The organism is Streptacidiphilus albus JL83, from assembly GCF_000744705.1.
GTDB classification, from domain to species: Bacteria; Actinomycetota; Actinomycetes; order Streptomycetales; family Streptomycetaceae; genus Streptacidiphilus; species Streptacidiphilus albus.
Window position 1 is genome coordinate 3,252,869 of record NZ_JQML01000001.1, and the last position, 25,735, is coordinate 3,278,603.

Genomic DNA, 25,735 nt, shown 5'->3' on the forward strand with positions numbered 1-25,735 from the left:
GTCAGGGGTTCCGGGGTGGCGCCCGCTCGTGGTGGGATGCGCGGACCACCGGTCCGCGCAACGAGGGGCATCCACCGCATGATCGAAGCACAGGGTCTCACCAAGAGATACGGCCCGCACACGGCCGTCGAGGACCTCAGCTTCTCCGTCAGACCCGGCCTGGTCACCGGCTTCCTCGGACCCAACGGCGCCGGGAAGTCCACCACCATGCGGATGGTGCTGGGTCTGGACGAACCGACCTCGGGCCAGGTGACGGTGGCCGGCTACCGCTACCGGGACCTGCCGAACGCCCCCCGTACGGTCGGCGCCCTGCTGGACGCCAAGTCCGTGCACGGCGGACGCAGCGCCCACAACCACCTGCTCTGCCTGGCGCAGTTGGCCGGGCTGCCCCGGGAGCGGGTGGACACGGTGCTGGACATCGTCGGCCTGCGCGAGGCCGCCCACCGCCGCAGCCGCGAGTTCTCGCTCGGCATGGGCCAGCGGCTCGGCATCGCGGCGGCGCTGCTCGGCGACCCGCAGGTGCTGCTGTTCGACGAGCCGGTCAACGGGCTCGACCCGGAGGGCATCCACTGGGTCCGCAATCTGATGCGCCGACTGGCCGCCGAGGGCCGCACGGTCTTCGTCTCCTCGCACCTGATGAGCGAGATCGCGGTCACCGCGGACCACCTGATCGTGATCGGCCGCGGACGGCTGCTGGCCGACCTCAGCACCAAGGCGTTCATCGACCGGCACTCCACCGGTTTCGCCCGGGTGCGCACCCCCGACGGCGAGGACGCCGCCGAGCAGCGCGAGCGACTGGGCGCGGCGCTGCGCCGGATCGGCGGCGAGGTCGAGCAGGAGCCGGACGGGGCGCTCCGCATCCACGGCGTTCCGCTGCCCCGGATCAGTGACCTGGCCTGGGAGGAAAAGGTGCGGCTGTACGAGCTGTCACCGCATCAGGCGACCCTGGAGGAGGCGTACATGCAGCTCACCCATGACGCGGTCGAGTACCGCAGCAACGCCTCCGGCGGCTTTGGGGACCAATACGACGCGGAGCTGCTCGGCGCTGCGGAGCTGGACGGGGTGGCGGTATGAAGATGGAGATCCTGTCCTCCGGCCCCGAGCCGGAGTCCGAGACCACCCCCGAGCCGGAGTCCGAGGCCACCCCCGAGGCCGAGACCGAGCCGGACACCGAGGCCGAGGACGAGGCCGGACCCGAGGCAGCGGCGGAACCGGCCCCGGCCCCGGTCGCGGCCCCGGTCCCGGTCCCGGCCCAGGTCGCGCCCACGCCCGCGCCCGCTTCCACTCCCGCGCCCAAGCCCGCGGCCAGGCCCGCGCCCGATCCCGTTCCGGCCGCCCTGCGGATCGCCGCGCTGGACCTGCCGGCCGCCCCCGCGCGCCTCGGCAACGCCCTGGCCTCCGAGTGGACGAAGATCCGCACCGTCCAGTCCACGATGTGGACCCTGGTGTCGATGTTCGGACTGATCCTGGGCATCGGGCTGATGGCCGACGCCTACGCCGCCGGGCAGATGGAGAGCTCCGGCTACCTCGCTCTGGGCCTCGGCGGCTTCATCGTCGGGCAGATCCCGGTGGTGACCCTGGGCGTGCTGGCGGTCACCTCGGAGTACGGCACCGGGATGATCCGCACCACGCTGACCGCCTACCCCCGGCGCGCCGAACTGCTCACCGCGAAGGCGGTGGTCTTCTTCGGGCTGGCCTTCGTCCTCGGCACGGCGGCGGTCGGCCTGCAGGTGCTGTTCTCCTCGGCCATCCTGGACGGCCACAACCAGGCCCCGGACGGCGGCGCCGTACTGCTGGCGGTCCTCGGCGGCGGGCTCTACCTGGCGCTGATCGGCCTGTTCTCACTGGCCGTCGGCACCCTGCTCCGGCACAGCGCCGGGGCGATCGCGGTGATGCTGGGCCTGCTGCTGCTGCCGTTCATCCTGGCGCTGTTCCTCCCGGACGGCGCCGGGGTCAACCTGCTGACCTTCTCGCCGATCAACATGTCGGCGGCGCTGTTCGGCGAGGGCTCGGGCAACCTCGGCGGCTGGGGGCTGCTCGGCGTGCTGGCGGCCGGCACCGCCGCCGTGCTCGGCGGCGCGTACGCGGCGCTGCTGCACCGGGACGCCTGACCCCCGCCGGGTCGGGCCGGGGCGGGCGGTCGTCGGCGTCAGTGGCGCGGGGCGTTGCGTCCGCGCTGGACGACGGCCCCGCGCCGCTCCCGGGCGGTCCAGCAGGCGCGGTGCCAGTGGCGGCGGTCGTCCACCCCGCCGAGGCCGCCGACGCCGGAGGTCGGCCAGGCCACCAGGTGGCCGACGCCGGGCGGGATCTCCTGGTCGCAGCCGGGGCAGCGGTAGAACTTGCCGCTGTCGCCGGCGACCGCGCGGACCCGCCACTCCTCGCCCCGGTAGAACTCGGTCTGCTCCAGGCCCCAGCCGCGACCGCCGGTGCCGTTCTCCTCGTCATTCGAACGCGGCTTCCCGGGTTCACTCCCCCGGGGGCGACTTCGGCGCGGCGACACGGTACTCCCTGGGCTGACGGCATGATGGTCACCACCAGGGTACGAGCAACGGGTGCGGGCACGGAATCTGACACCGAATCCGCATTAGCACAAGACCGGGAGATGCACCAGAGTGCAACCCCAAATCCACCCGTAATCGCGCTCACCGGGCTTATCCCCTGTGCCGCTGGCACATGACATGCGTTACTCCTGTGTGAGACGCGGGACCGAAGTTCCCCCGCGGGACCGAGGAGTTGATTCCCAGTGTCGGCCAGACCAGCCATCGCCACCCCCACCGCCCGGGTACCCCGCCAACGCGTGGCCCCCAGGCCGAGCCGGACGGCGGGCAATCCGCCGCCGATCCGCACCGGCCTGTTCCTGCTCGCCGCCCAATTCCCGGGCCAGGGGCACGCGGAGGCGCTGGACCGGGCGGTCTCCGCCGCCGTGGCCGCCGAGGAGTCGGGGCTGGACAGCGTCTGGCTCGCCGAGCACCACTTCGTGCCCTACGGCGTCTGCCCCTCGGCGACCACCCTGGCCGCGCTGCTGCTGGGCCGCACCCGGCGGATCCGGGTCGGCACGGCCGTCAGCGTGCTGCCGACCCAGCACCCGGTGGCGCTGGGCGAGCAGGCCGCGCTGCTGCACCTCACCAGCGGCGGCCGGTTCACCCTGGGCGTCGGCCGCGGCGGCCCCTGGATCGACCTGGACGTGTTCGGCGGCGGGGCGGAAGCCTTCGAGAACGGCTTCCCGGAGTCGCTGGACCTGCTGCTGCGCTGGCTGCGCTCGTCCCGGGTCGCGGGCGAGGGGCCGCGCTACACCTTCCCGGAGGTCGCGGTCGTCCCCCGGGCCACCGAGCAGCCGCTGCCGCTCGTCTCGCCCGGCGGCCGCCGGGGCCCCGAGTACGCCGACCAGCTGGCCACGGCCGGGGCGGCCTCCGACGGCCCGCCGGTGATGATCGCCTGCACCTCCCTCAGCACCGTGCAGCTGGCCGCGCAGCAGGGCGTGCCGATGCTGCTGGGGATGCACTCCGGGGACGAGGACAAGGCGGCGATGGTCGCCGCGTACCGGAGCGCCGCGCGCGAGGCCGGACGGACGCCCGACGAGATCAGCCGGATCGAGGCCGAGCACATGGCGGCCGGCGTCGCCCAGGTCGAGGACAGCGGCGCGGAGGCCCGGCGGGTGCTGCTGAAGTCGATGCCGGACTGGTTCCACCACGGACTCTCCGCGCACCGGACGGTGGACGGCCGGGAGCGGCGGATGCGGGACCCGCGCGAGTACACCGAACTGCTCTGCGACCTCCACGCCGTGGGCACCCCGCAGCTGTGCGCGGACCGGCTGGCGCAGACCGCCGAGCGCACCGGCGTCAGGCGCTTCGCCCTGCTGGTGGAGGGATCGGGCGACCGCGAGTCGACCCTGCGGAACGTGGACCGGCTGGGGGCGGAGGTCCTGCCGCTGCTGGCCTGACCCAGTCAGCAGGTTGGTCGGTCAGTCGGTCGGAGGCAGTCCCGGCCCGTCGGTGGTCAATCTCGTACGCGAAGCACACCGACGGGTCGATTCGGCTCACCGAGCGGAGGCTGCGGCTAGCAGTCCCTCAGTTCCTCGGACTGGTTGAGCAGTTGGGCCCGGATCGAGGTGAAGAGCGCGTAGCGCGCCTCTGTCCCCGGTCCGAGCGGGAAGACCGCGACCCGGTGGCAGTTCTGGAATGCCAGGCGGACACCGAAGTGCCGCTCCAGCGAACCCCGGATCGCATCACTCGCCATCGCGCGGAGCAGCTGGCCACGGGCCTGCTCCGAGGGCGGCGGAACCTGGTTGTCGGCCATCTCGCTGCCGTCGACCTTCTGCTGGGCCACCAGCGAACTGATGAGCTCCCAGGCGTAGGGCAGGGAGACACGGACGCAGTCGACGAATTCCCTCTCGTCAACCTCGCCTCGCTCGGCCTTCTCGAGCAGGGCCGGTGAGACGTCGAGCGACATGGGTTCTCCTCTCGCGGACCTCGTGAGCCGGGCGGCCCCGAGGTGGTGGTGCGGGGCGGAACAGCGGCGCGGTGGAACTGGTCGGACAGGAGCCGACACGCCATGTCGTGCGGTGGAACCGCAGTCGTAGCTGACAGCGTCCCAGGGAAAGCGGCCCAGTGGGGCGGAACGGACTATTCCCCCTAGCCGGGCCAACTGTGGTCGACTGCGACACGGGAGTCATCGGACAGTTCATACGATGACCCCCCCTTTTCCCTTCCGGCCGTTACACACCGTAGGCCTCCGTGCGCAGTTGCACCAGGCTGCCTGTGTGCGGATCAAGCCAGAATCGAAGCGTCTGCCCCGTGCTCCGGCGCGTGACACGGACGGGCGACCCACTCGTTCAAGGGAACACCCCGGTTCACTCCCCCGGTTTCGGTGCGGCGCACACTTTCGCCGAATCGCTCCGAATGGCCCCGGTGGGCTAGCGTGGTCGGCCATGCGTCTCGTCATTGCCCGCTGCTCCGTCGACTATGCAGGACGGCTCACCGCCCACCTGCCGTCCGCCCAGCGCCTCATCCTGATCAAGTCCGACGGCAGCGTCGCGATCCACTCGGATGACCGCGCCTACAAGCCGCTCAACTGGATGTCCCCGCCCTGCTCGCTGAAGGAGGAGGAGGGCCGCTGGACCGTGGAGAACAAAGCCGGAGAAAGGCTGATCATCACCCTTGAAGAGGTGGTGCTGGACTCCTCGCACGAACTCGGGGTGGACCCGGGTCTGATCAAGGACGGGGTCGAGGCACACCTCCAGGAGCTGCTGGCCGACCGGATGGAGGTGCTCGGCGCCGGCTGGACGCTGATCCGGCGCGAGTACCCGACCGCGATCGGCCCGGTCGACATCCTCTGCCGGGACGCCGAGGGGGTGACCGTCGCCGTGGAGATCAAGCGCCGGGGCGAGATCGACGGCGTCGAGCAGCTCACCCGCTACCTGGAACTGCTCAACCGGGACCCGCTGCTGGCGCCGGTGAAGGGCGTCTTCGCGGCCCAGCAGATCAAGCCCCAGGCCCGGGTACTGGCATTGGACCGGGGCATCGGCTGCGTGGTGCTGGACTACGACGGCATGCGCGGCATCGAGGACGACAAGCTGAAGCTGTTCTGAGCCCCCGCTGACGCGCGCTGCCGGGCCGGGGTCGACCCCGGCCCGGCAGCGGCGCTCAGGCGCTCTGCGAGCTGGTGCTCTGCGTCTGCGCGGCGGTGGGCGGGGTCGAGGAGGACTGTGACGGCGACGGGCTGCTCGACGACGGCGAGGTGCTCGCCGACGGCGACGAGGACTTCGACGGCGGCGGCGAGGCATGGGTGCTGGACGCCGGCGGCGGGTTCACCGGGGCGGTGCTGGAGGAGCGCGACTGGCTCGACTCCGGCGCGCTGGGGGTGGTCCCGGAGGCCTGGTCGCCGGTCTGCGGCCCGCCGGCGGTGCTCTGCTGGCTCGGCCCCGCCGAGCCCGAGGGCGTGGCGCTCGGCGACAGCGAGGCGGTGACGGGGGCGGTCGGCCCGCCGCCGGTGGTCGCCCCGCTGCCGGGCGCGCCCGACAGCGAGGCCCCGGGGGCGACGGTGGCAGGACGGGGGTCGTCGTTGCTGCCGAAGGCCCCGACGCCCAGGGCCACCGCCGAGCCCAGTGCGCCCATCAGCACCACGCCGACCACGGCCGCCGCGATCTGGCGGCGGGTCACCGGCCGGTCGTCGCCGCCCTCGCCGCCCCGCCCCCGCGCCCGGCCAGCCGGCGCAGCCCGGACCGGCCGGAGCCGCCGACGCTGAGCACCACCGGACGCGCGGTGAGCATGGTCCCGGCCTCGTTCAGCAGGCCCAGCGCGGCCCGGCCCCCGGCCGCGCCACGGGCGTCGCCGAGCGCGGCGCGCAGCGCGATGGAGGCCTCAAGCTCGGCCCGCGCGCGGTCGAACGCGCCGGTGCTCAGCGCCAGCAGCCCGAGCTCGTGGTGGAACCACGCCTCCTCGGCCACCGCGCCGGTCTCCCGTGCCGACTCCAGGCCGAAGCGCAGCGCCCGCTCCCACTGGCCCCAGTTCAGCGTGAGCGCGAAGGAGGGCGCGGCGGCGCGGGCCAGCAGCACCACCGACGCGTGGCGTCCGGCCTCGCGGTCGGCGTACATGGTCGCGAGCAGGACCTCGGCCTCGTCGGCGATCTGCTCCTCGCTCACCGAGGCGTGGCCGGTCCACCAGGCGAAGTGCTGGGCGGCCTCGCGGGCCGGGTCGGAGCCGGTCCACTCGTCGGCGAGCAGCGCGGCGACCCGGTCGGTGAGCCGGTGGTGGACGCCGGCCGACTCGGCGAGCCCGGCCTCGACCAGTTCGTCCAGGGCGGCCTCGCCGTGGCCCACGTCGATCAGCGCGGGCAGGTGCGGGGCGGTGGGGCACTCACCGCCGAGCGCGGTGGCCAGCCGCAGGGTGCGCCGGGCCGGCTCGCTGAGGCCGCGCGCGATCCGGGCGGCGGGGGCGGCGCTCTCGGCGACCGAGGGCAGCGGCACCGGGTCGGGCGCCAGTTCCTCGGCCGGGCCCTGCTGGTTGCTGTGGTAGGCCTCGAAGCCGCCGGGGGTGGGCCGGGGCCCGCCGTTCACCGGGTCCACCAGCAATCCGGACAGCCGCTGGGTGTGCAGCAGTTGCACACCCTCGTCGGCCGACTCCAGCCCCTCCCAGTCGGTCCCCGGCAGTCCGGCGGCGAGCGCCTCGATCGCGGCCTCCCGGTGCCGCAGCAGCGCGGCGGCCTGGACGAACCGGATCGGCAGCCCTTCCGACTCGAACCAGAGGTCGACCGCCCAGGAGCGCTCGGTCTCGTCCAGGCCGCGTCCGGCGAGCCGGGTCAGCAGATTGAGGCTGGCCTGCCGGGACAGCCCGGGGACGGTGACGTCCTCCATCCGCGAGGTGGCCAGCGGTGCGGCGACCTCGGGGGTGGTGGCGACCAGGAAGGCGCACTCCGGCGCGGTGCCGAGCAGTTCCTCCAGCGCCTCGCCGCCGAAGGCGAGGTCGTCGACCACGACGATCGCGCCGACGCCGCGCAGCAGCTCCGGCAGCTCCTCCCGGCCCGGGCGGAGGCCGGGGGCGCGATGGGTGGCCGCGAAGAGCTCCTGGAGCAGGTCGGCGGGGGTCCGCCGGTGGCCGGTGAGCTGGACCACCCCGGCCGGGGCGAGGCCGGCGCAGGCGGCGGCGACGGAGTCGAGCAGGGCGGTTCGGCCGGAGCCGGTCGGACCGACCAGGCGGACGCAGCGGCCCTGGCTCAGCCGGTCCCGCAGCCGGTCGCCGAGGGCGTCGCGTTCGAGCAGGTGGCCGGTGGCCGGGCGGGGGCGGGGCTTGGCCTCGGCGGCCACCAGCACCGGTACTGGGCGCACTCCGGGCGGGCAGGGGACGGCGGTAGTGCCGTCGGCGGCGTTCACGGTGACCAGCAGGTCGCCGACGACCAGGGCGCCGGTGCGGCTGCGTCCGTCGTTGGCGGGCTCGGCGGAGGAGTCGGAGCGGTGGAGTTCGGCGGCGGGCGGCCCGGTGCGGGCCACCTCGGTGGAGGCGGTGCTGCCGTAGCGGACCGGGAGGTTGGCACTCGACCGGTCGGCGGGTATGGACTCGCGCCGGGTCTCCGGGTCGACCGTCGCCATGGCCTGCGTCTCGGCCCAGGCGCGCTGCGCCTCCTCCGGGCCGAGCAGACCGCCCGCGCCGCTCGGGTCCGGGTGGGCATACCCGTAGTCGGCCGTGGTCTCGTTCTCGGGGCTGTTCGCGTTCTCGCGCGGCGACCGCTCGGCCGAGCCCTCGCCCTCCCCCACCAGATGCGGGTTCATGTTCCTCTTTCGCCCCCGGGTCACGTACGCAGCGCGCAATGCGGGCACATTCTCCCGTGCGCGGCCGACAATCCGGTATCGGAGCGCAGACTGTTGCACACTCTTCACCAATGCCGCACCCCTGGCCAGAGCAGGTGACGGACCGGGGACGCGCCGTTACCCGGCAGCAACCGGAAGCGGCGAGTCCGGCAGATCGGGGGCATAGCCCTCGATCGCCAGGATGCGGTGCAGTTTGGTCGCCGTCAGCAGCCGCAGCAGCTGCGGCGGAACGCCGCGCAGCACCAGCCGCCGCCCGCCGCGCCCGGCCCGGCGGTGCGTGCCCATCAGCACCCCGAGGCCGGTGGCGTCCCAGGACTCCAGTCCGGCGAGGTCGATCACCAGGTCGCCGCAGCCCTGGTCCACGGCCTGGTGCAGCACGGAGCGGGCGTCGGCGGCGGTGCGAACGTCGAGCCGTCCTTCGATGGCCAACTCGTCGTGGTCACCCCTGATCCGCATGCCAGTTCCTCCGTGGTTCGACGTACGACCGACACAGGGGTCGCCCGGTGCTTCTCTCATCTGACGCGGAACCAGCGGTCGAGGTTGCTGGCCACAGCGATATCTGACGGGAAATCACTCGATCGGACGAGTGGAAGCCGCCCCGGATCGCAAGTACGGACGATTATCGTGCAAACCAATGATTCGGACAGCCCCAGGTGATCAAGCTCACCCGGGGCGGTGACCCGCCCCGAACAGCTACTTCACGGCATCCGGGTGGGCGTAGAAGCCCTGCCCGGTCTTCCGGCCCAGATCGCCGGCGGTGACCATGCGGGCCATCAGCTCCGGTGGCGCGAACTTCTCGTCCTGGGTCTCGGTGTAGATGTTCCGCGCCGCGTGCAGCAGGATGTCCACGCCGGTCAGGTCCGCCGTGGCCAGCGGGCCCATCGCGTGGCCGAAGCCCAGCCGGCAGGCGGTGTCGATGTCCTCGGCCGTGGCCACGCCCGACTCGTACAGCTTGGCCGCCTCCACCACCAGCGCGGTGATCAGCCGGGTGGTGACGAAGCCGGCCACGTCCCGGTTGACCACCACGCAGGTCTTGCCGACGCCCTCGGCGAAGGCCCGGGCCGCGGCCAGCGCCGCGTCACTGGTCTTGTAGCCCCGGACCAGCTCGCACAGCTGCATCATCGGCACCGGCGAGAAGAAGTGGACCCCGACCACGGACTCCGGCCGCTCGGTCACCGCGGCGATCCGGGTGATCGGGATGGCCGAGGTGTTGGTCGCCAGCACCGCGCCCGGCTTGGCGATCCGGTCGAGCGCGCGGAAGACCTCCTGCTTGACCTCCAGCTGCTCGAACACCGCCTCCACCACCAGGTCGGCCCCGGCCACGGCCTCCAGCTCGGTGGTGGTGGTGATCCGCGCCAGCGCCGCCTCCGCCGCCTCGGCGCCGAGCTTGCCCTTGGCCACGAACCGCTCGTAGGAGGCCGTGATCCCGGCCACTCCGCGCGCCAGTGCCATCTCGGTCACATCCCGCAGCACGACGTCGTAGCCCGCCTGGGCCGACACCTGCGCGATGCCCGAGCCCATCAGCCCGGCACCGATGACGGCGATCTGCTCGGCCACGGTGGTGTCCTCTCGTCCTTGAGTGAGTGCCCCCGGGAGGAATCTAGCGCCCGGAGGCCCTGCCCCCTATGACCGGGACCACTCCACCGGCACCGATCCGGAAACCTGCTCCTCGACAGGCATGGAGCGGCTCCGAACGAACGAGAATAGAGGGGTGAGCCGAATCGATCCCCTGCTCCAACTCGTGCTCCCCTTCGTCGTGGTGGGGGCCCTGCTGCTGCTCTTCCGGTGGACCGCGCGCGGCGGGCGCTCGCTCGCGCCGCGCCCGGCGCGGTCCGGCGCGCCCGACGAGTACGGGCTGCTGGCCCCGGTCGCCGCCCCGGCCGACGGCCGCGAGGCGCTGCGCCTCGCGGCCCTGCTGGAGCAGGCCGGTGTCCGGAACACCCTGGTCGAGACCACCCAGGGGCTGCGGATCATGGTCTGGCAGGACCAGGCCCCGGCCGCCCGCGACCTGCTCCAGGGACACAACCACTAGTGCCCGGCCGGGCTCAGCCCTCCAGGTGGTCGCGCACGGCCCGGAAGGCGCGGGCGACGGCCTGCCGCGCCTCCTCGCCGTGGTCGATCGTCTCGAAGCCGTGGTGGCCCCCGGCCACGTCGACCACGTCGACCACGACCCTGGCCGCGGTCGCGGCGTCCAGGAACTCCGCCACCGTCGCCGCGATCTGCGGCATCTCCAGCTCCACCCGGGTCAGCACCACCGGCAGCGGGCCGGACCGGCCGACCGCCGCCACCGGGCGGAACCGGGACCGGGAGAGCCCCCAGCTCGGCAGCGGGGCGAGCACCGGATAGGTCACCGCGAGGCAGCGCAGCCACGGCGGCGGCGCCGCCAGCCAGTCCGCCGTGAGCAGTCCGCCGCCGGAGAAGAACCACAGCGCGATCCGGTCCCGGTCCACCCTCGGGTCGGCCCGCAGCTGCTCGACGGCGGCGGCGACCGCCCCGGCCGACCGCTCGAAGTCGCCCAGGGCGTGCAGCGGGTGGTCGACCACCGCGCCGACCAGCCCCTGCTCGGCCGCGTACCGGCCGTAGCCGGTGAAGGTCGCCGAGTCCCGGGGCGTGGGCCGCGCCTCCGCCGGGAACGGGCCGCCGTGGACGAAGAGCACCGCCGGGCGCGGGCCCTCCGCCCCGGGCCGCTCGTCCGGCAGGTGGAGGTCGAGCTGTCCGACGCGCTCGCGGGGCCGCTCCGGCAGGTCGAGCAGGAAGGCGCCCGGCCGGTCGGACGGCGTCGGCGCGGTCAGCCGCTGCCCCTCCCCGGCGGCCGCCCGCAGCAGCACCTCCGCCAGCTCCTCCGGGCAGGAGAGCATCGGCCAGTGCCCGGTCTCCAGCTCGAAGAGGCCCACCCGGGGGTCGGCCAGCGGCTGGAGCCGGGGCTCCCCGGTCCGCAGCAGCATCTGGACCATGGCGATGCTCGACCCGCCGGCGGTGCAGAGGATCCCGGTCGACGGGATCCCGGCGGACTTCCCGGTCAGCCGCAGCGGCTCGGTGAAGGTCCCCAGCGGCTGCGGGGCGGACGCTGCCACCAGCCGCTCCAGCGCCTCCGCCGGGACCCCGGCCACGCTGCCGCCGAAGGGCAGCTCCTCCGGCGTGGGCGGCGGGACCAGCCGGGCCGCCCCGGTCCGCTCCGCCCGCTGCCGCAGCCAGTCCCGGACCGCCGGGTCCGGCAGCAGGTCCAGCACCGACTCGCCGTCCTGCGGCAGCCCGGCGTCCAGGTAGACGATCCGGGCGATCCGCTCCGCCCGCACGTCGGCCGCGCCCAGCGCGGGGTGGATGCCGTAGCCGTGGCCGACCAGCACCAGCTCCGGCGCCTCGACCGCGTCGATCACCCGGACCAGGTCGGCGACATGGGTGCCCAGGTCGGTGTCGGGGCCCGCCTCCGCGCGGCGCTCCCCCAGGCCGGTCAGGGTCACCGGGTGCACCTCGGCGCCCGCCGCCCGCAACCGCTGCGCCACCCCGTCCCACACCGCACCGCCGGTGTAGCTCTCCGGCACCAGCACGAAAGCCGTCATCGCTGTCTCCTCCTACGCTTCGGACCTCACGGCGGCCGCCTCCCGGCCGTCCGTGCCCGCCTGTACCGTAGGAACTCCCCCTGAGGGAGGTTCAAGCCGTGTTTCCCGATGGCACCTGGAGTATCGGCGAGCTCGCCGAACAGGCAGGCACCACCGTCAAGACCGTCCGCTTCTACTCCGACCGGGGCCTGCTGCCGGAGGCGGGCCGCAGCAGCGGCGGCCACCGCCGCTACGGTCCCGAGGCCCTCGACCGGCTGCGCACGATCCGCTCGCTGCGCTCGCTCGACCTGCCGGTCTCCGAGGTCGGCCGGGCGCTGGAGCAGGAGGCCGCGCTGGAGGACGCCATCGCCGCGCGGCTGCGCGAGCTCGGCGGCCAACTGGCGGCCCTGCGCTGGCGCGAGGCCGCGCTCCAGTTGCTCCGCGACTCCCCGGCCGAGGAGCGCGCGGACCGGCTGCGGCTGATCGGGGCGATCACCACCCCGCCCAGCACCGCGCCGATGGCCCGGTTCTGGCGCTGGCTGCTGCCGCCCCGGCTGCCGCGGACGCTGCTCTCCGCGATCATCGAGGAGGCGGTGCCGCAGCCTCCGGGCGACCCCTCCCCGGCCCAGGTCCTGGCCTTCGCCCGACTGCACGCCCTCACCTCCGCCGCCCGGCCCGAGCTCTGCCGGCCACAGACCTCGGTGCCCGACCACGGCAGCCGTCCGGCCGTGGTCTACGAGGGGCTCAGCGAGGCCTACGCCCTGGCCGGAGCCGAACTGACGGCCCGGCAGGCGCCCCGGGCCGGCGACGCGCTCGACTGCTTCGTCACCGTCCACGCCGACGCCCTGGAGGCCGCCGACACCCCGGCCTTCCGCCGGCAGCTCGACGGCTTCCTCCGGCGGACCGCCCATCCGATCATGGACCGCTACTGGCTGCTCGCGGCCGAGGCGGCCGGGGGCCAGGACGCCGGCCGGCCGACCATGGGCGCCGCCCACGACTGGCTGCACGCCGCCCTCCGCGAGCAGCCGGCCGAGGCCTAGAGCGTCCCGCCCCGGGCCGGCGGCCGGGGCGTGAAGCCGTGCGCCGCGCAGGTCTCGCCGAGGCGGTGGGCGAGGTCGGTGTCGCGCCAGGTGATCCGGTCGCCGGAGTCGTGGGTGCTGAGGGTGAAGCCGACCCGGTTGTAGGTGATCTCCACCGTCGCGTGGTGGTCGGCGCTGTCCTCCAGCGCCGCGATCGAGGCGTAGAGCTCGACCGCCCGCGCCCGGTCGCCCCGGTATTCGGCGGTGAGCGCGTCCCCGGTCCGGCTCCAGCCAGGGAGCGTGGTCAGCGCCTGGGTGACGGCGTCCTCGTCCAGCGGTCGGTCGCGCACGGCGGGACCCCTTCCACACGGTTCGGGCGGGAGCCGGCCCGTCCTCAGTACGGGTCGGGGTCGGGCTCGCGGGTCACGTCCGCGCCCAACTCGGTCAACTGTTCCACGAAGCCCGCGTAGCCGCGATCGATGTGGTGGATCTCGGAGACCAGGGTCGGGCCCTCGGCCACCAGCCCGGCCAGCAGCAGGCCCGCACCGGCCCGGATGTCGGTCGAACGGACGGGAGCACCGGACAGCCGGGGGACCCCGCGCAGCACCGCGTGGTGGCCGTCGGTGCGGACCTGGGCGCCGAGTCTGGCCAGCTCCTGGAGGAAGACGAAGCGGGCCTCGAAGATGTTCTCGGTGATCATCGACACCCCGTCGGCGACCGAGTTCAGCGCGGCGAACTGCGGCTGGAGGTCGGTGGCGAAGCCGGGATAGGGCAGGGTCACCACGTCCACCGAGCGCGGGCGGCGGTCCATCACCACCCGGAAGCTGTCCGCCTCGGCGGTGACCTCGGCGCCGGCCGCGACCAGCTTGTCCAGCGCGATCCGCAGATGGTCCGCGCGGGCGTGCTCGATGGTGACGTCGCCCCGGGTGATCACCGCCGCGACCGCGAAGGTCCCGGCGACGATCCGGTCCGAGAGGGTCTCGTAGGAGACCGGGAACAGCCGGTCCACGCCCTGGACCTCGATGGTGGAACTGCCCGCCCCGCTGATCTTGGCGCCCATCGCCTCCAGCATCCGGCAGAGGTCGACGATCTCCGGCTCCCGCGCGGCATTGTCGATGACCGTTCCGCCGCGCGCCAGCACGGCCGCCATCAGGATGTTCTCGGTCGCGCCGACGCTCGGGAAGTCCAGTTCGACGCTGGCCCCGGTCAGCCCGTCCGGCGCGGAGGCCAGCAGGAAGCCGTGCTCGTTGGTGATCACCGCGCCCAGTCGGGTGAGACCGTCGATGTGCATGTCCAGCCCGCGCGAGCCGATGGCGTCACCGCCAGGACGGGCGACCTTCACCCGTCGGCAGCGGGCCAGCAGCGGACCGAGCACCGCGATCGACGCCCGCATCCGGCGGACCAGGTCGTAGTCGGCCTCGTGCCCCGGTTCGGCCGGGACGTCGATCAGCGCGGTGCCGGTGTGGTCGCCGGGCGCGGTGGACCAGTCCAGCGTCACCGTGCAGCCCATCCGCCGCAGCAGCTCGGCCATGATCTCCACGTCGAGGATCCGCGGCAGGTTGCCCAGCCGGGTCTCGCCCTCGGCGAGCAACGCCGCCGCCATCAGCTTCAGCGCACTGTTCTTGGCCCCCGGCACCCGCACCCGCCCCGCGAGCCGCGCACCGCCCACCACCCGCAACCGTTCCATGGCCAGCAAGCCTATCGGCCCCACCGCCACCCCTCGGACACCCGTACGCAGCCCGCAACCCATCCGCCGTTCGGGTGAGCCCTCGGCCCGAGGGCCGGCTAACGGTTCTCGCCGGGGACCCACAGCACGTCGCCGACGGACTTGTTGGCGCTGCGGGCCAGGATGAACAGCAGGTCGGAGAGGCGGTTGAGGTAGGTCGCGGTCAGCGGGTTGATGCTGTCGCCGTGCACCTCGATCGCCGCCCAGGTGCTGCGCTCGGCCCGACGGACGACGGTGCAGGCGACATGGAGGTACGCGGCGCCGGGGGTGCCGCCGGGGAGGATGAAGCTGCGCAGCTTCTCCAGCTCCTCCAGGAACCGGTCGCAGTCCTGTTCCAGCCGGTCCACATAGCTCTGCAGCACCCGCAGCGGCGGGTACTTCGGGTTCTCGACCACCGGGGTGGCCAGGTCCGCGCCGACGTCGAAGAGGTCGTTCTGGATCCGGGTCAGCACGGTCTTCAGGTCCTCGTCGAGCCCGCCGCAGGCAATCGCCACACCGATGGCCGCGTTGGCCTCGTTGCTGTCCGCGTAGGCCGCCAGCCGGGTGTCGGTCTTGCGGGTCCGGCTCATGTCGCCGAGGGCGGTGCTGCCGTCGTCGCCGGTACGGGTGTAGATGCGCGTGAGGTTGACCATGCCGCGAGCGTAGCGGCGCAGCCGAGATATGCAGAAGCCCGGCTCAGGCGACGTTGACGCGCTGACCGGGCGGGGCGGCTTCGAGCCAGGCGAGGAAGCCGGTGAGGGCGTCCTCGCTCATGGCGAGCTCCAGCGGCTCGCCGGCATGGAGACAGCTGAGGACGACCGCGCCGGACAGCAGCGCCAGCTCCTCCTGGCCCTCCGGCGTGCGCCGGTGCAGGACCTCGATCCGGGAGCGCTGGAGCACCCGCCGCGGCCGGGGCGCATAGCTGAACACCCGGAACCACTCGACCGAGTCGTTGTTGTAGCGGGCCACGCCGAACACCCAGCCCTTGCCGCTGTCGTCGTCGGCCAGCAGCGGGGCCGGCGCCGAACCGGAGGGCAGGACCGCCTCCTCCTCCGCGCCGGCGAACAGCGCCGCGTCGGCGGCCAGCTGCTCGGGCGAGCGGGGCGGCGGCATCTTCAGCCGCGCCGAACAGTCGAAGGTCCCGCCGGGACGCTGGATCAGGCGCCGACGCAGCGCGAACGCGCCCAGCCCGAGCAGGACGGCCAGCAGTACTGCGATGACGATCACCACCGCGAAGACCATGCCCTGCCACCTCCTCGCCCGTCCGGAGCCAGGGCCGCTTCAGGCCCAATGCCTCTTCAACTGTCGTGCCACCCCCGGCGTAACTCTCGTACTGCCGTGCGGGGCCCGGGTACAGCAGTCCCGGGGTCACTCGCGTGCCCCGGGACATGTGGTTCGCCTTGTTCTGATCCTAACAAGTCGACGGCAGTGCCTAGCGCTTGGTCGCCGCCGCCAGCCGGACCTCGGCCCGGCGCTGCGCCGCCGCCGCGGTCTCGCCGGTGGACTCGGCGAGCGCCCGCTCGGCGCGCTCGATGTCGATCTCGTCCGCCAGCTCGGCGACCTCGGCCAGGATCGACAGCTTGTTGTCCGCGAAGGACAGGAAGCCGCCGTGGACCGCCGCGACGACGGTGGTGCCGTCGGCCTGGCGGATGGTCACCGGGTCGGACTCCATGACGCCCAGCACCGGCGTGTGCCCGGCCTGGATGCCGATGTCACCGGACTTGGTACGGGCAAGGACGATCGTGGCCTCGCCCGACCAGACCTTGCGGTCGGCCGCGACCAGCTCGACGTGCAGCTCAGCCACAGTGGGCTCCTCGGTCTTGATGCCCGTGCCGTGAAGCCCGGGTTGCGGAAAGAATATCGTGCACTGAGGGGCGGTCCCGTACGGGGCCGCCCCTCAGCACCTGGCCCTTCAAGAAGGTGTTACTTCTTGGCGAGCTCGGCAGCGTTGCGCTCCAGGTCCTCGATGCCACCGCACATGAAGAACGCCTGCTCCGGAGTGGAGTCGTACTTGCCGTCGGCAATGGCGTTGAACGCGTGGATGGTCTCGTCGAGCGGGACGGTCGAGCCCTCGACGCCGGTGAACTGCTTCGCCACGTAGGTGTTCTGCGAGAGGAAGCGCTCGATGCGGCGGGCGCGGTAGACGGTGATCTTGTCTTCCTCGCTCAGCTCGTCGATACCGAGGATCGCGATGATGTCCTGGAGGTCCTTGTACTTCTGCAGGATCCCCTTGATGCGGACGGCCGTGTCGTAGTGGTCCTGCGCGATGTAGCGCGGGTCCAGGATGCGGGACGAGGAGTCCAGCGGGTCGACGGCCGGGTAGATGCCCTTCTCGGAGATCGGACGGGAAAGCACCGTCGTCGCGTCGAGGTGGGCGAAGGTGGTGGCCGGGGCCGGGTCGGTCAGGTCGTCCGCGGGGACGTAGATCGCCTGCATCGAGGTGATCGAGTGACCGCGGGTCGAGGTGATGCGCTCCTGGAGGAGACCCATCTCGTCGGCCAGGTTCGGCTGGTAACCCACCGCGGAGGGCATCCGGCCGAGCAGGGTCGACACCTCGGAACCGGCCTGGGTGAACCGGAAGATGTTGTCGATGAAGAGCAGAACGTCCTGGCCCTGCACGTCACGGAAGTACTCGGCCATGGTCAGGGCCGAGAGCGCGACGCGCAGACGGGTGCCCGGCGGCTCGTCCATCTGGCCGAAGACCAGCGCGGTCTTGTCCAGAACGCCCGAGTCCTTCATCTCCTCGATGAGGTCGTTGCCCTCACGGGTACGCTCACCGACACCGGCGAAGACCGACACACCACCGAAGTTCTCGGCGACGCGGTAGATCATCTCCTGGATGAGGACGGTCTTGCCGACACCGGCACCACCGAACAGACCGATCTTGCCACCCTGGACGTACGGGGTGAGCAGGTCGATGACCTTGATGCCGGTCTCGAACATCGCGGTCTTCGACTCGAGCTGGTCGAAGCGCGGGGCGACCCGGTGGATCGGCCAGCGAGTGGTGACCTGGGCGTTGAACTCGTCCTTGTCGACGTTCAGCACCTCACCGAGGGCGTTGAAGACCTTGCCCTTGGTGATGTCGCCGACGGGGACCGAGATGGCCTCGCCGGAGTTGACGACGCTGGTGCCGCGCGACAGGCCGTCGGTCGGCTGCATCGAGATGGCGCGGACCATGCCGTCGCCCAGGTGCTGGGCGACCTCAAGGGTCAGCACCTTGCGGCCGGTGCCGTCCGGCGCGTCGATCTCGACCTTCAGCGCGTTGAACATGGCCGGCATGGCGTCGACGGGGAACTCCACGTCGACGACCGGCCCGATGACCCGCGCGACACGGCCGAGGGCCGTCGCGGTCTCAACAGTGGCAGTCATGTGTCAGTCACTCCCCGCGTTCGCGTCGGCCAGGGCGGTGGCGCCACCGACGATCTCGCTGATTTCCTGGGTGATCTCGGCCTGTCGGGCCGAGTTGGCACGTCGCGAAAGCGACTTGATGAGCTCTCCCGCATTGTCGGTCGCGCTCTTCATCGCACGACGCCGGGCGGCGTGCTCCGAGGCGGCCGACTGCAGCAGCGCGTTGTAGATCCTGCTCTCGACGTACCGCGGCAGCAGGGCGTCCAGGACGCCCTCCGCCGACGGCTCGAAGTCGTACAGCGGGAAGGGTCCGATCTCCTGCGCCTTGGCCTGCGTCTCCGCGAGCTTGAGCGGGAGCAGCCGCACGTCCACCGGGTTCTGGGTCAGCATCGAGACGAACTCGGTCGAGACCAGGTGCAGTTCGTCGACGCCACCCTCCGCCGTTTCGGTCACGAACGCGTCGATCAACGCGGCCGAGACGTTCTTGGCGTCCTGGTAGGTCGGCTTGTCGGAGAAGCCCGTCCACGAGCCGGCGATCGGGCGCTCGCGGAAGGTGAAGAAACCGACGCCCTTGCGGCCGACGATGTACGTCACCACCTGCTTGCCCTCGGACCGCAGCCGCTCCGACAGCACCTCCGCCTGCTTCAGCGCGTTGGAGGAGTAGCCGCCGGCCAGACCGCGGTCAGCCGTGATCACCAGCACCGCGGCGCGAACCGCGTTCTCCGGCTCCGTCGTCAGCGGGTGCTTGGCGTTCGACCTCGTCGCGACCGCGGTCACCGCACGGGTGAGCTCGTCCGCGTACGGAGAGGAGGCGGCCACCGCGCGCTGCGCCTTCATGATGCGCGACGCGGAGATCATCTCCATCGCCTTGGTGATCTTCTTCGTCGCGGTGACAGAGCGGATCCGGCGCTTGTAGACCCGAAGCTGTGCTCCCATGGGTCGTTACCGTCCTTTCCGTCTCTCGTCAGGCCGAGTCGCCGAGGAGCGCGCCCTGGGAGGTGGTGAACTCCTTCTTGAACGAGGTGATGGCCTCGGTCAGGGAGGCGATCGTGCCGTCCTCGAGCTTGCTGGTCTCGACGATCGTGGTCAGGATCCCCTTGTGCTCGCGGCGCAGGAAGTCCAGGAACTCACGCTCGAACTTGCGGACGTCCACGACCGGGACGTTGTCCAGCTTGCCAGTGGTGCCGGCCCAGACCGAGACGACCTGCTCCTCGACCGGGAACGGCTGGTACTGGCCCTGCTTGAGCAGCTCGACCAGGCGCGCGCCGCGCTCCAGCTGCGACTTGGAGGCCGCGTCCAGGTCGGAACCGAAGGCCGCGAAGGCCTCCAGCTCGCGGTACTGGGCGAGGTCCAGACGCAGTCGGCCGGCCACCGACTTCATGGCCTTGATCTGGGCCGAGCCACCGACGCGGGAGACCGAGATACCGACGTTCACGGCCGGGCGGATGCCGGCGTTGAACAGGTCGGACTCCAGGAAGCACTGGCCGTCGGTGATGGAGATGACGTTGGTCGGGATGTACGCCGAGACGTCGTTGGCCTTGGTCTCGATGATCGGCAGACCGGTCATCGAGCCCGCGCCCAGCTCGTCCGACAGCTTGGCGCAACGCTCCAGCAGACGGGAGTGCAGGTAGAAGACGTCACCCGGGTAGGCCTCGCGGCCCGGCGGACGGCGCAGCAGCAGCGACACGGCGCGGTACGCCTCGGCCTGCTTGCTCAGGTCGTCGAAGATGATGAGGACGTGCTTGCCGTCGTACATCCACTCCTGGCCGATGGCCGAACCGGTGTACGGGGCGAGGTACTTGAAGCCGGCCGGGTCGGACGCCGGGGCAGCCACGATGGTGGTGTACTCCAGCGCGCCCGCCTCCTCCAGCGCACCGCGCACGGAGGCGATGGTCGAGCCCTTCTGGCCGATGGCGACGTAGATGCAGCGGACCTGCTTCTTCGGGTCGCCCGAGCGCCAGTTGTCGCGCTGGTTGATGATCGTGTCGATCGCCACCGCGGTCTTGCCGGTCTGGCGGTCGCCGATGATCAGCTGACGCTGGCCGCGGCCGATCGGGGTCATCGCGTCGATGGCCTTGATGCCGGTCTGCATCGGCTCGTGCACCGACTTGCGGACCATGACGCCGGGAGCCTGCAGCTCCAGGGCGCGGCGGCCGCTGGACTCGATCTCGCCGAGGCCGTCGATCGGCTGGCCGAGCGGGTCCACGACGCGGCCGAGGTAACCCTCGCCCACGGGGACCGACAGGACCTCGCCGGTGCGGCGGACCGTCTGGCCCTCTTCGATTGCGCTGTACTCGCCGAGGACGACGACACCGATCTCGCGGGTGTCGAGGTTCAGCGCGAGGCCGAGGGTTCCGTCCTCGAACTTCAGCAGCTCGTTCGCCATGACCGAGGGCAGCCCCTCGACTCGGGCGATGCCGTCAGCCGTGTAGACGACCGTGCCGACCTCTTCACGCGAGGCGGCGTCCGGCTGGTACGCCTGGACGAAGTTGTCCAGCGCGTCCCGGATCTCCTCCGGCCGGATCGTGAGCTCCGCCATCTGGGTTCCCTGCTCTCCTAGTTGCGATCCTCGGCCCGCCCGTGGAGGGCCGCAAGTATTCGACTCTCGGCCAGTGGTTTCGACTGACCGTGTTGACCGACCGAGGGTCGGATGCTGCATCCCATCAGCCCTGTGGGGCGAAGCCCCTCCACCAAGGGTGGCGGTGGGCGACGGGTGGGCTAAGCCCGCTGTCCTGCACTTACTGCTGCTACTGCGACTGTCGGCACTACTGACCGACGAGGCCCTGCCGTGCACCGTCCATGCGGTCGGCGATGGTGCCCTCGATGATCTCGTCGCCGATCTGCACCCGGACACCGCCGAGGACCGCGGGGTCCACCTCGATGTTCAGATGGACCGGGCGACCCACCAGCTTGGCCAGAGAAGCGCCGAGGCGCTCCTTCTGCCGGTCCGACAGCGGAACGGCGACGGTCACCAGGGCGACCACCCGTCCGCGACGGCCCGCGGCCAGCCGGGAGAACTCCTCCAGGCCGCTCTCCAGGCTACGTCCGCGCGGCTGCGACACCAGCGAGGCGACCAGCTTGGTGGTGGCCGGCCTGGCCTTTCCGCCGAGCAGTCGCTCGACCAGCGCCACCTTGGCGGTGCGGTCGGCGGCGTTGTCGGTGAGCGCGGCGCGCAGCTCGTTGCTGCCCGCGACGGTCCGACCGAACCGGAAGAGCTCGTCCTCGACCTCGTCGAGCGCGCCGGCCTTGTCCGCGCCGATGATCTCGGCGAGGGCGGCCTGCTGCTCGATGCTGTCCACCAGGTCACGCGGGGCGGACCAGCGGGAGCGCACGCTGCCGGTGACCAGGTCCAGCGCGTCAGCGCCGATCTTGGCCCCGAAGAGCGAGTTCACCAGGTCAGCCTTGCGCTGACCGTCGGTGGCCGGGTCGGTGAGGATCCGGCGCAGTCCGATCTCGCGGTCCAGCACGCCGGTGACGGCCTGCAGGTCTGCGGAGAGCGCGGAGGTGTCGACCGACGCGCGGTCGGTCAGCGCCTCCAGGCGCTCGCGGGCTGCGGCGTTCGACTGCCGCGTGGCGCTGCTCACTTGGCGGCGCCCGCAGACTCTGCCGACTTCGCCTCGAGCTCGTCGAGGAAGCGGTCGATGATCCGGCTCTGCCGGGCGGAGTCCTCCAGGGACTCGCCGACGACACGGCCGGCCAGGTCAGTGGCGATACGGCCGACGTCCTGACGGAGCGCGGTCGTCACCTGGCGGCGGTCCGCCTCGATCTGGGCGTGGCCTGCGACGATGATGGACTCGCGCTGGCGCTGTCCCTCTTCGCGCATCTCCGCGATGATCGCCGAACCCTGCTCACGGGCGTGCTCGGTGATCCGAGCGGCCTCGTGACGGGCCTCAGCGAGCTGGGCCTTGTACTCATCCAGCGTCCGCGTTGCCTCGGCCTGAGCCGCTGCCGCGCGTTCCAGGCCACCCTCGATCGCGTCCCGCCGCTCGTCCAGAGTCTTCTGGATGGTGGGCAGGAGCTTCTTGCCGAGGACGCCGAAGACGATGAAGAAGCAGAGCAGGCCGATGATGAGTTCTGGGGTGGAGGGAATCAGAGGGTTCTGAGGCCCTTCCTCCGCCAGGAGCGTCAGCACCATGTCTGAACCTTTCGTCGAGTGTGGCTGCTGGCTGGTCGGCTAGCTGAAGATGAAGGGAACGACCAGGCCGAGGAGCGCCAGAACCTCACAGAGGGCGAAGCCCAGGAACATGTTCTGACGGATGACCGGCATGGCCTCGGGCTGACGGGCCATGGCCTCGATGGAGTGGCCGAAGACCAGACCGATGCCCACGCCGGGGCCGATGGCGGCCAGACCGTAGGCCACGGCGCCGAGGTTGCCCTTGACGCCGGTGGAGGCAGCGAGGTTGATGGTCTCGAGAGCGGCAGACATTTTCCCTGTCTTCCTTTGATGCGATCCGCTGGGGGGCTTCCCAGCGGAAGTCTGTTGGGGGTGCTGCGGTGCGGGTCAGTGACCCTCTTCAAGCGCTCCGCTGATGTAGAGCGAGGTGAGCAGCGTGAAGATGTAGGCCTGCAGGAACTGGATCAGGATCTCGAACGCGGTCATGCCGATGGCGAGAACGAACGATCCGCCTGCGAAGGCCGACATGATCGAAGGGGTCAGCAGGTACCAGCTGGCGACGCTGAACATCACGATGAGCATGTGACCGGCGAACATGTTGGCCCAGAGCCGCACCGCGAGGGTGAACGGGCGGGTGATCACGTTCTGCAGGAACTCAAGGAAGACGATCAGCGGGATGAGCGGCTTGGGCAGCCCTTCCATCCAGACCAGGTTCTTGACGCCGCCCTTGAAACCGTGGGTCTTGAACGTCAGGTACATGTACGTCAGCCACACCAGCAGGGCCAGGGCCACCGGGTACGCGAAGCGCGATGCCACCGGGAACTGGGCCAGCGGGATGATGGACATGATGTTCATGATCCATACGAAGAAGAAGATCGAGGTCAGGAAGGGCACGAACTTGTCGCCCTTCTTCCCGATCACGTCACGGGCGATGCTCCGCGAGATGAAGGTGTACCCGATCTCACCGACCAGCTGCAGCTTCCCGGGCACGAGCTTCGGCTTCCGGAACGCCGCCCAGAAGAAGCCGACGACGATCAGCATGCAGATCACGGCAAGCAGCATCGGCTTGGTGAAGTCGAAGCTACCGATGCTGAAGATCGGCTTGAAGTTGAACGAGTTGAGGCCCGGCGCGGGGAAGGCACAGTTCGCATTGATGTGACACCCGCTCTCAGCGAGCAGCGTGGCGGGGGTACTCACCCGTGACTCCTTCGTCGTGACGCATAAGAACAGCAACCTTGTGTGTCGGCGCGGCGGTGAGGCCGCGCGTCGGCACGGGGGACGTGGGGTGGCGGTGCCGCCGCTGTCCGCCGCCGCTCCGAGCTGCTGTGCTCTGGAGCCGAGGACCGGGCACCCCCGGGACCTGCATCGTCGACACGGCAGCAACTGCCAGGGCGACGGTCGATCCGGGTACGCCGCTGGCCGGACGGGCGGTGCCCGCGCGGCCGGATGCGCTTCCGGACGATAGCAGATCGGGATGAAGCGTCTTTAGTCCGCCCTTACGTCCCATCTCGGGACTCCGTCTTCGGAGACCCCGTCTTCGACGAGTCCGCCGAGGGTTCCGGATAGACGTAGAGCGTCTTGGAGCGCATGGTGTAGAAGACCTGACCGCCCACCCACGTCAACGCGGTGGCCAGCAGGGTGAGCGCGAACGCCCGCGAGTTGAACAGCGTGGTGTTCTTGAAGACCACGATGAAGACCCCGACCAGCAGGATCTGCACCGCGTAGACCAGCATCCCGGCCATCATCACCAGCTGCGGCCGGTCACGGGTGAGGCGCATCAGCGCCCAGAACCCGAGGCCGAAGAAGACAGCTACCACGCCGACCCCGACCAGTGACCCGACCAGCCCCTTCTCACCCGCGACCAGGGCACTGACGATGATGGCCACGACTCCCACGGGAGCTGCGGGAAGCGCAGCACCCCGGAGAATCCGGGCGTCGTTGGACAGCATCGTCGTCAACTCCGGCGCGATGGGTGGAAAGGGGATGAGCAAGCAGACCGAGGAAGGAGAGCGAACACTCTGTCACAGGCACCGCGAGGCGGACCGCGACCGAAGACCCTTCTCCCATAAGGTTCTTCGGCTCTTCTCCTGACGTCGTGAACGGTATCACAAGCTATTTGGTGAGGTCTTTACTTTTCGGGTGTGCTTCTTGCCACACGGGCTCACCCGGAGGGATTAACTGGCGTTGCGTCCGGATACGCCCGAATGGTGACCCGCCGCGTGCGCGCCGGTGCCGATCCGGCGCAGCAACTCCTGGTCCGAGGAGGTCAGTCCGGCCTCCTCGTCGAGCGGCTCGGCACCGGTCGGCCCGACGGCGGCCGGCACGGCAGCGGCCTGCACCTCGACGGCGGCAGCGGCGCGCGCGATCCCGAGCCGCCCGGAGCGGGCTGCTGTCCGGCGGTAGCGCGGCGGCAGGAAGCGCTCCGCCATCCGGGGGGCGTGCGGCTTGAAGCGAGGCATCAGCAGCACCACGATGCCGATCACGCACAGCCCCATCGCGATCTTGATGGCCAGCAGTTCGGTACTGCCCACCGAGAAGGCCACGGTCGCGAAGGCGATCAGCGCGGCCCAGAAGTACATGATCAGCACGGCCCGGCTGTGCGAGTGACCGATCTGCAGCAGCCGGTGGTGCAGGTGCTGCTTGTCGGCGGCGAACGGCGACTTCCCGGCCCAGGTCCGGCGGACCACCGCGAGCAGCAGGTCGGCCAGCGGGATCGCGATCACGGTCAGCGGCAGCAGCAGCGGGATGAACAGCGGGAGGGAGGCGTGGGTGGCGTCGGTCTGCGAGTTGCCGCTGGCGGCGGTGACCGCACTGGGGTCGACCCGGCCGGTGATGGAGATCATCGACACCGACAGCACCAGGCCGATCAGCATCGACCCGGAGTCGCCCATGAAGATCCGGGCCGGGTGCAGGTTGTGCGGCAGGAAGCCCACGCACATGCCCACCAGGATCACGCTGAACAGCGTCGCGGGCAGGGCGTCGGGCAGGCCGTCGATGGAGGAGAGCCGGTAGGCGTAGATGAAGAAGGCCAGCGAGGCGATGCAGACCATGCCGGCCGCCAGGCCGTCCAGCCCGTCGATGAAGTTGACCGCGTTCACGCTCAGCACCACCAGCAGCACCGCGAGGAAGGTGCCCAGCTGGTGCGGGACGATCAGGCCGAGGCCGGGGATCGGCAGCCAGAGCACGGTGATGCCCTGGTAGACCATGACACCGGCGGCGACCAGCTGGCCGCCCAGCTTGACCAGCGCGTCCACACCCCACTTGTCGTCCAGCACGCCGATGATCCACATGATCGCGGAACCGGAGAGCAGCGCCGGGACATCGGTGCCGTCGTGGAAGACGGAGCTGAGGGTGGTCAGTTTGGAGGCGACCAGCAGGCCGGCGCAGAGCCCGGCGAACATGGCGATACCGCCCAGGCGCGGGGTCGGCTCCTGGTGGACGTCGCGCTCGCGGATCTCGGGCATGGCGCCGGCGACGATCGCGAACTTCCTGACCGGACCGGTCAACAGATACGTGACCGCAGCCGTGACGCACAGCGTCAACAGGAACTCACGCACCAGCGCCCTCCTCCACTGCGGTCGGCACCCCCGTGACTCCGGCTGAGCATAGCGCCATGGGCCGGAGTGCTGGTTGTGCCTGAAGGTGCGTCACAACGCATCACCTTAGTAACAAGGACGCCGAAAACCACCTCGGGGGTTGGGCCGACAG

Annotated in this window: 27 protein-coding genes; 7 read left to right on the top strand and 20 right to left on the bottom strand. The window is 71.3% G+C overall.

The features are described from left to right. Positions 1 to 78 precede the first annotated feature (78 nt). Both BS75_RS13955 and BS75_RS48135 read left to right on the top strand, forming a co-directional pair. Positions 79 to 1,074, top strand: coding sequence for an ABC transporter ATP-binding protein (locus tag BS75_RS13955; RefSeq protein WP_152645673.1), 996 nt, complete (start codon positions 79 to 81; stop codon positions 1,072 to 1,074). Beyond that, the gene (locus BS75_RS48135; RefSeq protein ID WP_052069407.1) at positions 1,071 to 2,111 is read left to right on the top strand and encodes an ABC transporter permease subunit; all 1,041 of its coding nucleotides are present in this window, start codon (positions 1,071 to 1,073) and stop codon (positions 2,109 to 2,111) included. Before BS75_RS13955 ends, BS75_RS48135 begins: the two co-directional genes overlap by 4 nt. Before the next feature lie 38 nt (positions 2,112 to 2,149). On the opposite strand, the gene BS75_RS13965 is transcribed toward BS75_RS48135, so the two are convergent. Beyond that, a complete protein-coding gene (locus BS75_RS13965) occupies positions 2,150 to 2,500 on the bottom strand; it encodes a hypothetical protein (protein ID WP_034088444.1) in 351 nt (116 codons plus the stop codon). A 339-nt stretch (positions 2,501 to 2,839) separates the two neighbouring features. Between BS75_RS13965 and BS75_RS13970 the strand changes: the two genes are divergently transcribed. Then, complete coding sequence (locus tag BS75_RS13970) at positions 2,840 to 3,940, top strand: LLM class flavin-dependent oxidoreductase (protein ID WP_034093029.1); 1,101 nt, start codon at positions 2,840 to 2,842, stop codon at positions 3,938 to 3,940. A gap of 116 nt (positions 3,941 to 4,056) precedes the next feature. Here BS75_RS13970 and BS75_RS13975 read toward each other — a convergent pair whose 3' ends face one another. Continuing rightward, a complete protein-coding gene (locus BS75_RS13975; RefSeq protein WP_034088445.1) occupies positions 4,057 to 4,449 on the bottom strand; it encodes an SCO5389 family protein in 393 nt (130 codons plus the stop codon). Between the two features lie 478 nt (positions 4,450 to 4,927). Between BS75_RS13975 and nucS the strand changes: the two genes are divergently transcribed. Continuing rightward, positions 4,928 to 5,587, top strand: a complete 660-nt coding sequence (gene nucS / locus BS75_RS13980; protein ID WP_034088446.1) for an endonuclease NucS — start codon at positions 4,928 to 4,930, stop codon at positions 5,585 to 5,587. 74 nt (positions 5,588 to 5,661) lie between these two features. Continuing rightward, entirely contained in the window at positions 5,662 to 6,243 is a 582-nt protein-coding gene (locus BS75_RS48140) for a RodZ family helix-turn-helix domain-containing protein (protein ID WP_156164255.1), read from the top strand. Here the strand turns inward: BS75_RS48140 and BS75_RS43340 are convergent. From BS75_RS43340 to BS75_RS13995, 3 genes are all read right to left on the bottom strand, one after another. Further along, positions 6,155 to 8,263, bottom strand: a complete 2,109-nt coding sequence (locus BS75_RS43340) for an ATP-binding protein (RefSeq protein WP_052069409.1) — start codon at positions 8,261 to 8,263, stop codon at positions 6,155 to 6,157. The two genes, BS75_RS48140 and BS75_RS43340, sit on opposite strands and share 89 nt — an antisense overlap. Before the next feature lie 156 nt (positions 8,264 to 8,419). Further along, positions 8,420 to 8,758, bottom strand: coding sequence for an STAS domain-containing protein (locus BS75_RS13990; RefSeq protein ID WP_042437207.1), 339 nt, complete (start codon positions 8,756 to 8,758; stop codon positions 8,420 to 8,422). Positions 8,759 to 8,995: 237 nt separating this feature from the next. Beyond that, on the bottom strand, positions 8,996 to 9,859 hold the full coding sequence (locus BS75_RS13995) for a 3-hydroxyacyl-CoA dehydrogenase family protein (protein ID WP_034088447.1): 864 nt from the start codon (positions 9,857 to 9,859) through the stop codon (positions 8,996 to 8,998). Positions 9,860 to 10,013: 154 nt separating this feature from the next. On the opposite strand from BS75_RS13995, the gene BS75_RS14000 reads away from it, so the two are divergent. Continuing rightward, a complete protein-coding gene (locus BS75_RS14000; protein ID WP_042437208.1) occupies positions 10,014 to 10,334 on the top strand; it encodes a hypothetical protein in 321 nt (106 codons plus the stop codon). 13 nt (positions 10,335 to 10,347) lie between these two features. On the opposite strand, the gene BS75_RS14005 is transcribed toward BS75_RS14000, so the two are convergent. Next, positions 10,348 to 11,862 (bottom strand): alpha/beta hydrolase, encoded by a 1,515-nt coding sequence (locus BS75_RS14005; protein WP_034088448.1) that lies wholly within the window; start codon positions 11,860 to 11,862, stop codon positions 10,348 to 10,350. A gap of 98 nt (positions 11,863 to 11,960) precedes the next feature. Here BS75_RS14005 and BS75_RS14010 point away from each other — a divergent pair, with 98 nt between their 5' ends. Beyond that, the gene (locus BS75_RS14010; protein ID WP_034088449.1) at positions 11,961 to 12,881 is read left to right on the top strand and encodes a helix-turn-helix domain-containing protein; all 921 of its coding nucleotides are present in this window, start codon (positions 11,961 to 11,963) and stop codon (positions 12,879 to 12,881) included. Here BS75_RS14010 and BS75_RS14015 read toward each other — a convergent pair. The 14 genes from BS75_RS14015 to BS75_RS14080 all read right to left on the bottom strand — a co-directional run bounded on the left by BS75_RS14015 (position 12,878) and on the right by BS75_RS14080 (position 25,584). Then, positions 12,878 to 13,210 carry a 4a-hydroxytetrahydrobiopterin dehydratase gene (locus BS75_RS14015; RefSeq protein ID WP_042437209.1) on the bottom strand — a complete coding sequence of 111 codons (333 nt, stop codon included), beginning with the start codon at positions 13,208 to 13,210 and terminating at the stop codon, positions 12,878 to 12,880. The genes BS75_RS14010 and BS75_RS14015 overlap by 4 nt on opposite strands. A gap of 44 nt (positions 13,211 to 13,254) precedes the next feature. After that, on the bottom strand, positions 13,255 to 14,547 hold the full coding sequence (gene murA, locus BS75_RS14020; protein WP_034093033.1) for a UDP-N-acetylglucosamine 1-carboxyvinyltransferase: 1,293 nt from the start codon (positions 14,545 to 14,547) through the stop codon (positions 13,255 to 13,257). 98 nt (positions 14,548 to 14,645) lie between these two features. After that, the gene (locus BS75_RS14025) at positions 14,646 to 15,218 is read right to left on the bottom strand and encodes a cob(I)yrinic acid a,c-diamide adenosyltransferase (RefSeq protein WP_034088450.1); all 573 of its coding nucleotides are present in this window, start codon (positions 15,216 to 15,218) and stop codon (positions 14,646 to 14,648) included. Positions 15,219 to 15,261: 43 nt separating this feature from the next. Further along, entirely contained in the window at positions 15,262 to 15,807 is a 546-nt protein-coding gene (locus BS75_RS14030; RefSeq protein WP_034088451.1) for a DUF2550 domain-containing protein, read from the bottom strand. 190 nt (positions 15,808 to 15,997) lie between these two features. Next, positions 15,998 to 16,369 carry a F0F1 ATP synthase subunit epsilon gene (locus BS75_RS14035; RefSeq protein WP_034088452.1) on the bottom strand — a complete coding sequence of 124 codons (372 nt, stop codon included), beginning with the start codon at positions 16,367 to 16,369 and terminating at the stop codon, positions 15,998 to 16,000. A gap of 119 nt (positions 16,370 to 16,488) precedes the next feature. Further along, entirely contained in the window at positions 16,489 to 17,934 is a 1,446-nt protein-coding gene (atpD, locus tag BS75_RS14040; RefSeq protein WP_034088453.1) for a F0F1 ATP synthase subunit beta, read from the bottom strand. Between the two features lie 3 nt (positions 17,935 to 17,937). Further along, positions 17,938 to 18,849, bottom strand: a complete 912-nt coding sequence (locus tag BS75_RS14045) for a F0F1 ATP synthase subunit gamma (protein ID WP_034088454.1) — start codon at positions 18,847 to 18,849, stop codon at positions 17,938 to 17,940. A gap of 28 nt (positions 18,850 to 18,877) precedes the next feature. Further along, positions 18,878 to 20,452 (bottom strand): F0F1 ATP synthase subunit alpha, encoded by a 1,575-nt coding sequence (gene atpA / locus BS75_RS14050; RefSeq protein WP_034088455.1) that lies wholly within the window; start codon positions 20,450 to 20,452, stop codon positions 18,878 to 18,880. A gap of 226 nt (positions 20,453 to 20,678) precedes the next feature. Continuing rightward, on the bottom strand, positions 20,679 to 21,497 hold the full coding sequence (locus tag BS75_RS14055; protein WP_034088456.1) for a F0F1 ATP synthase subunit delta: 819 nt from the start codon (positions 21,495 to 21,497) through the stop codon (positions 20,679 to 20,681). Further along, positions 21,494 to 22,048 carry a F0F1 ATP synthase subunit B gene (locus BS75_RS14060; protein WP_034088457.1) on the bottom strand — a complete coding sequence of 185 codons (555 nt, stop codon included), beginning with the start codon at positions 22,046 to 22,048 and terminating at the stop codon, positions 21,494 to 21,496. The genes BS75_RS14055 and BS75_RS14060 overlap by 4 nt, the downstream gene beginning before the upstream one ends. A 39-nt stretch (positions 22,049 to 22,087) precedes the next feature. Then, complete coding sequence (atpE, locus tag BS75_RS14065) at positions 22,088 to 22,339, bottom strand: ATP synthase F0 subunit C (protein ID WP_034088458.1); 252 nt, start codon at positions 22,337 to 22,339, stop codon at positions 22,088 to 22,090. Between the two features lie 75 nt (positions 22,340 to 22,414). Further along, positions 22,415 to 23,224: a F0F1 ATP synthase subunit A gene (gene atpB, locus BS75_RS14070; RefSeq protein WP_034088459.1), complete on the bottom strand. Its 810-nt coding sequence runs from the start codon at positions 23,222 to 23,224 to the stop codon at positions 22,415 to 22,417. A gap of 299 nt (positions 23,225 to 23,523) precedes the next feature. Continuing rightward, positions 23,524 to 23,913 carry a hypothetical protein gene (locus BS75_RS14075; RefSeq protein ID WP_231607770.1) on the bottom strand — a complete coding sequence of 130 codons (390 nt, stop codon included), beginning with the start codon at positions 23,911 to 23,913 and terminating at the stop codon, positions 23,524 to 23,526. Positions 23,914 to 24,201: 288 nt separating this feature from the next. Next, entirely contained in the window at positions 24,202 to 25,584 is a 1,383-nt protein-coding gene (locus BS75_RS14080; protein ID WP_042437210.1) for a glycosyltransferase family 4 protein, read from the bottom strand. Between the last annotated feature and the right edge of the window lie 151 nt (positions 25,585 to 25,735).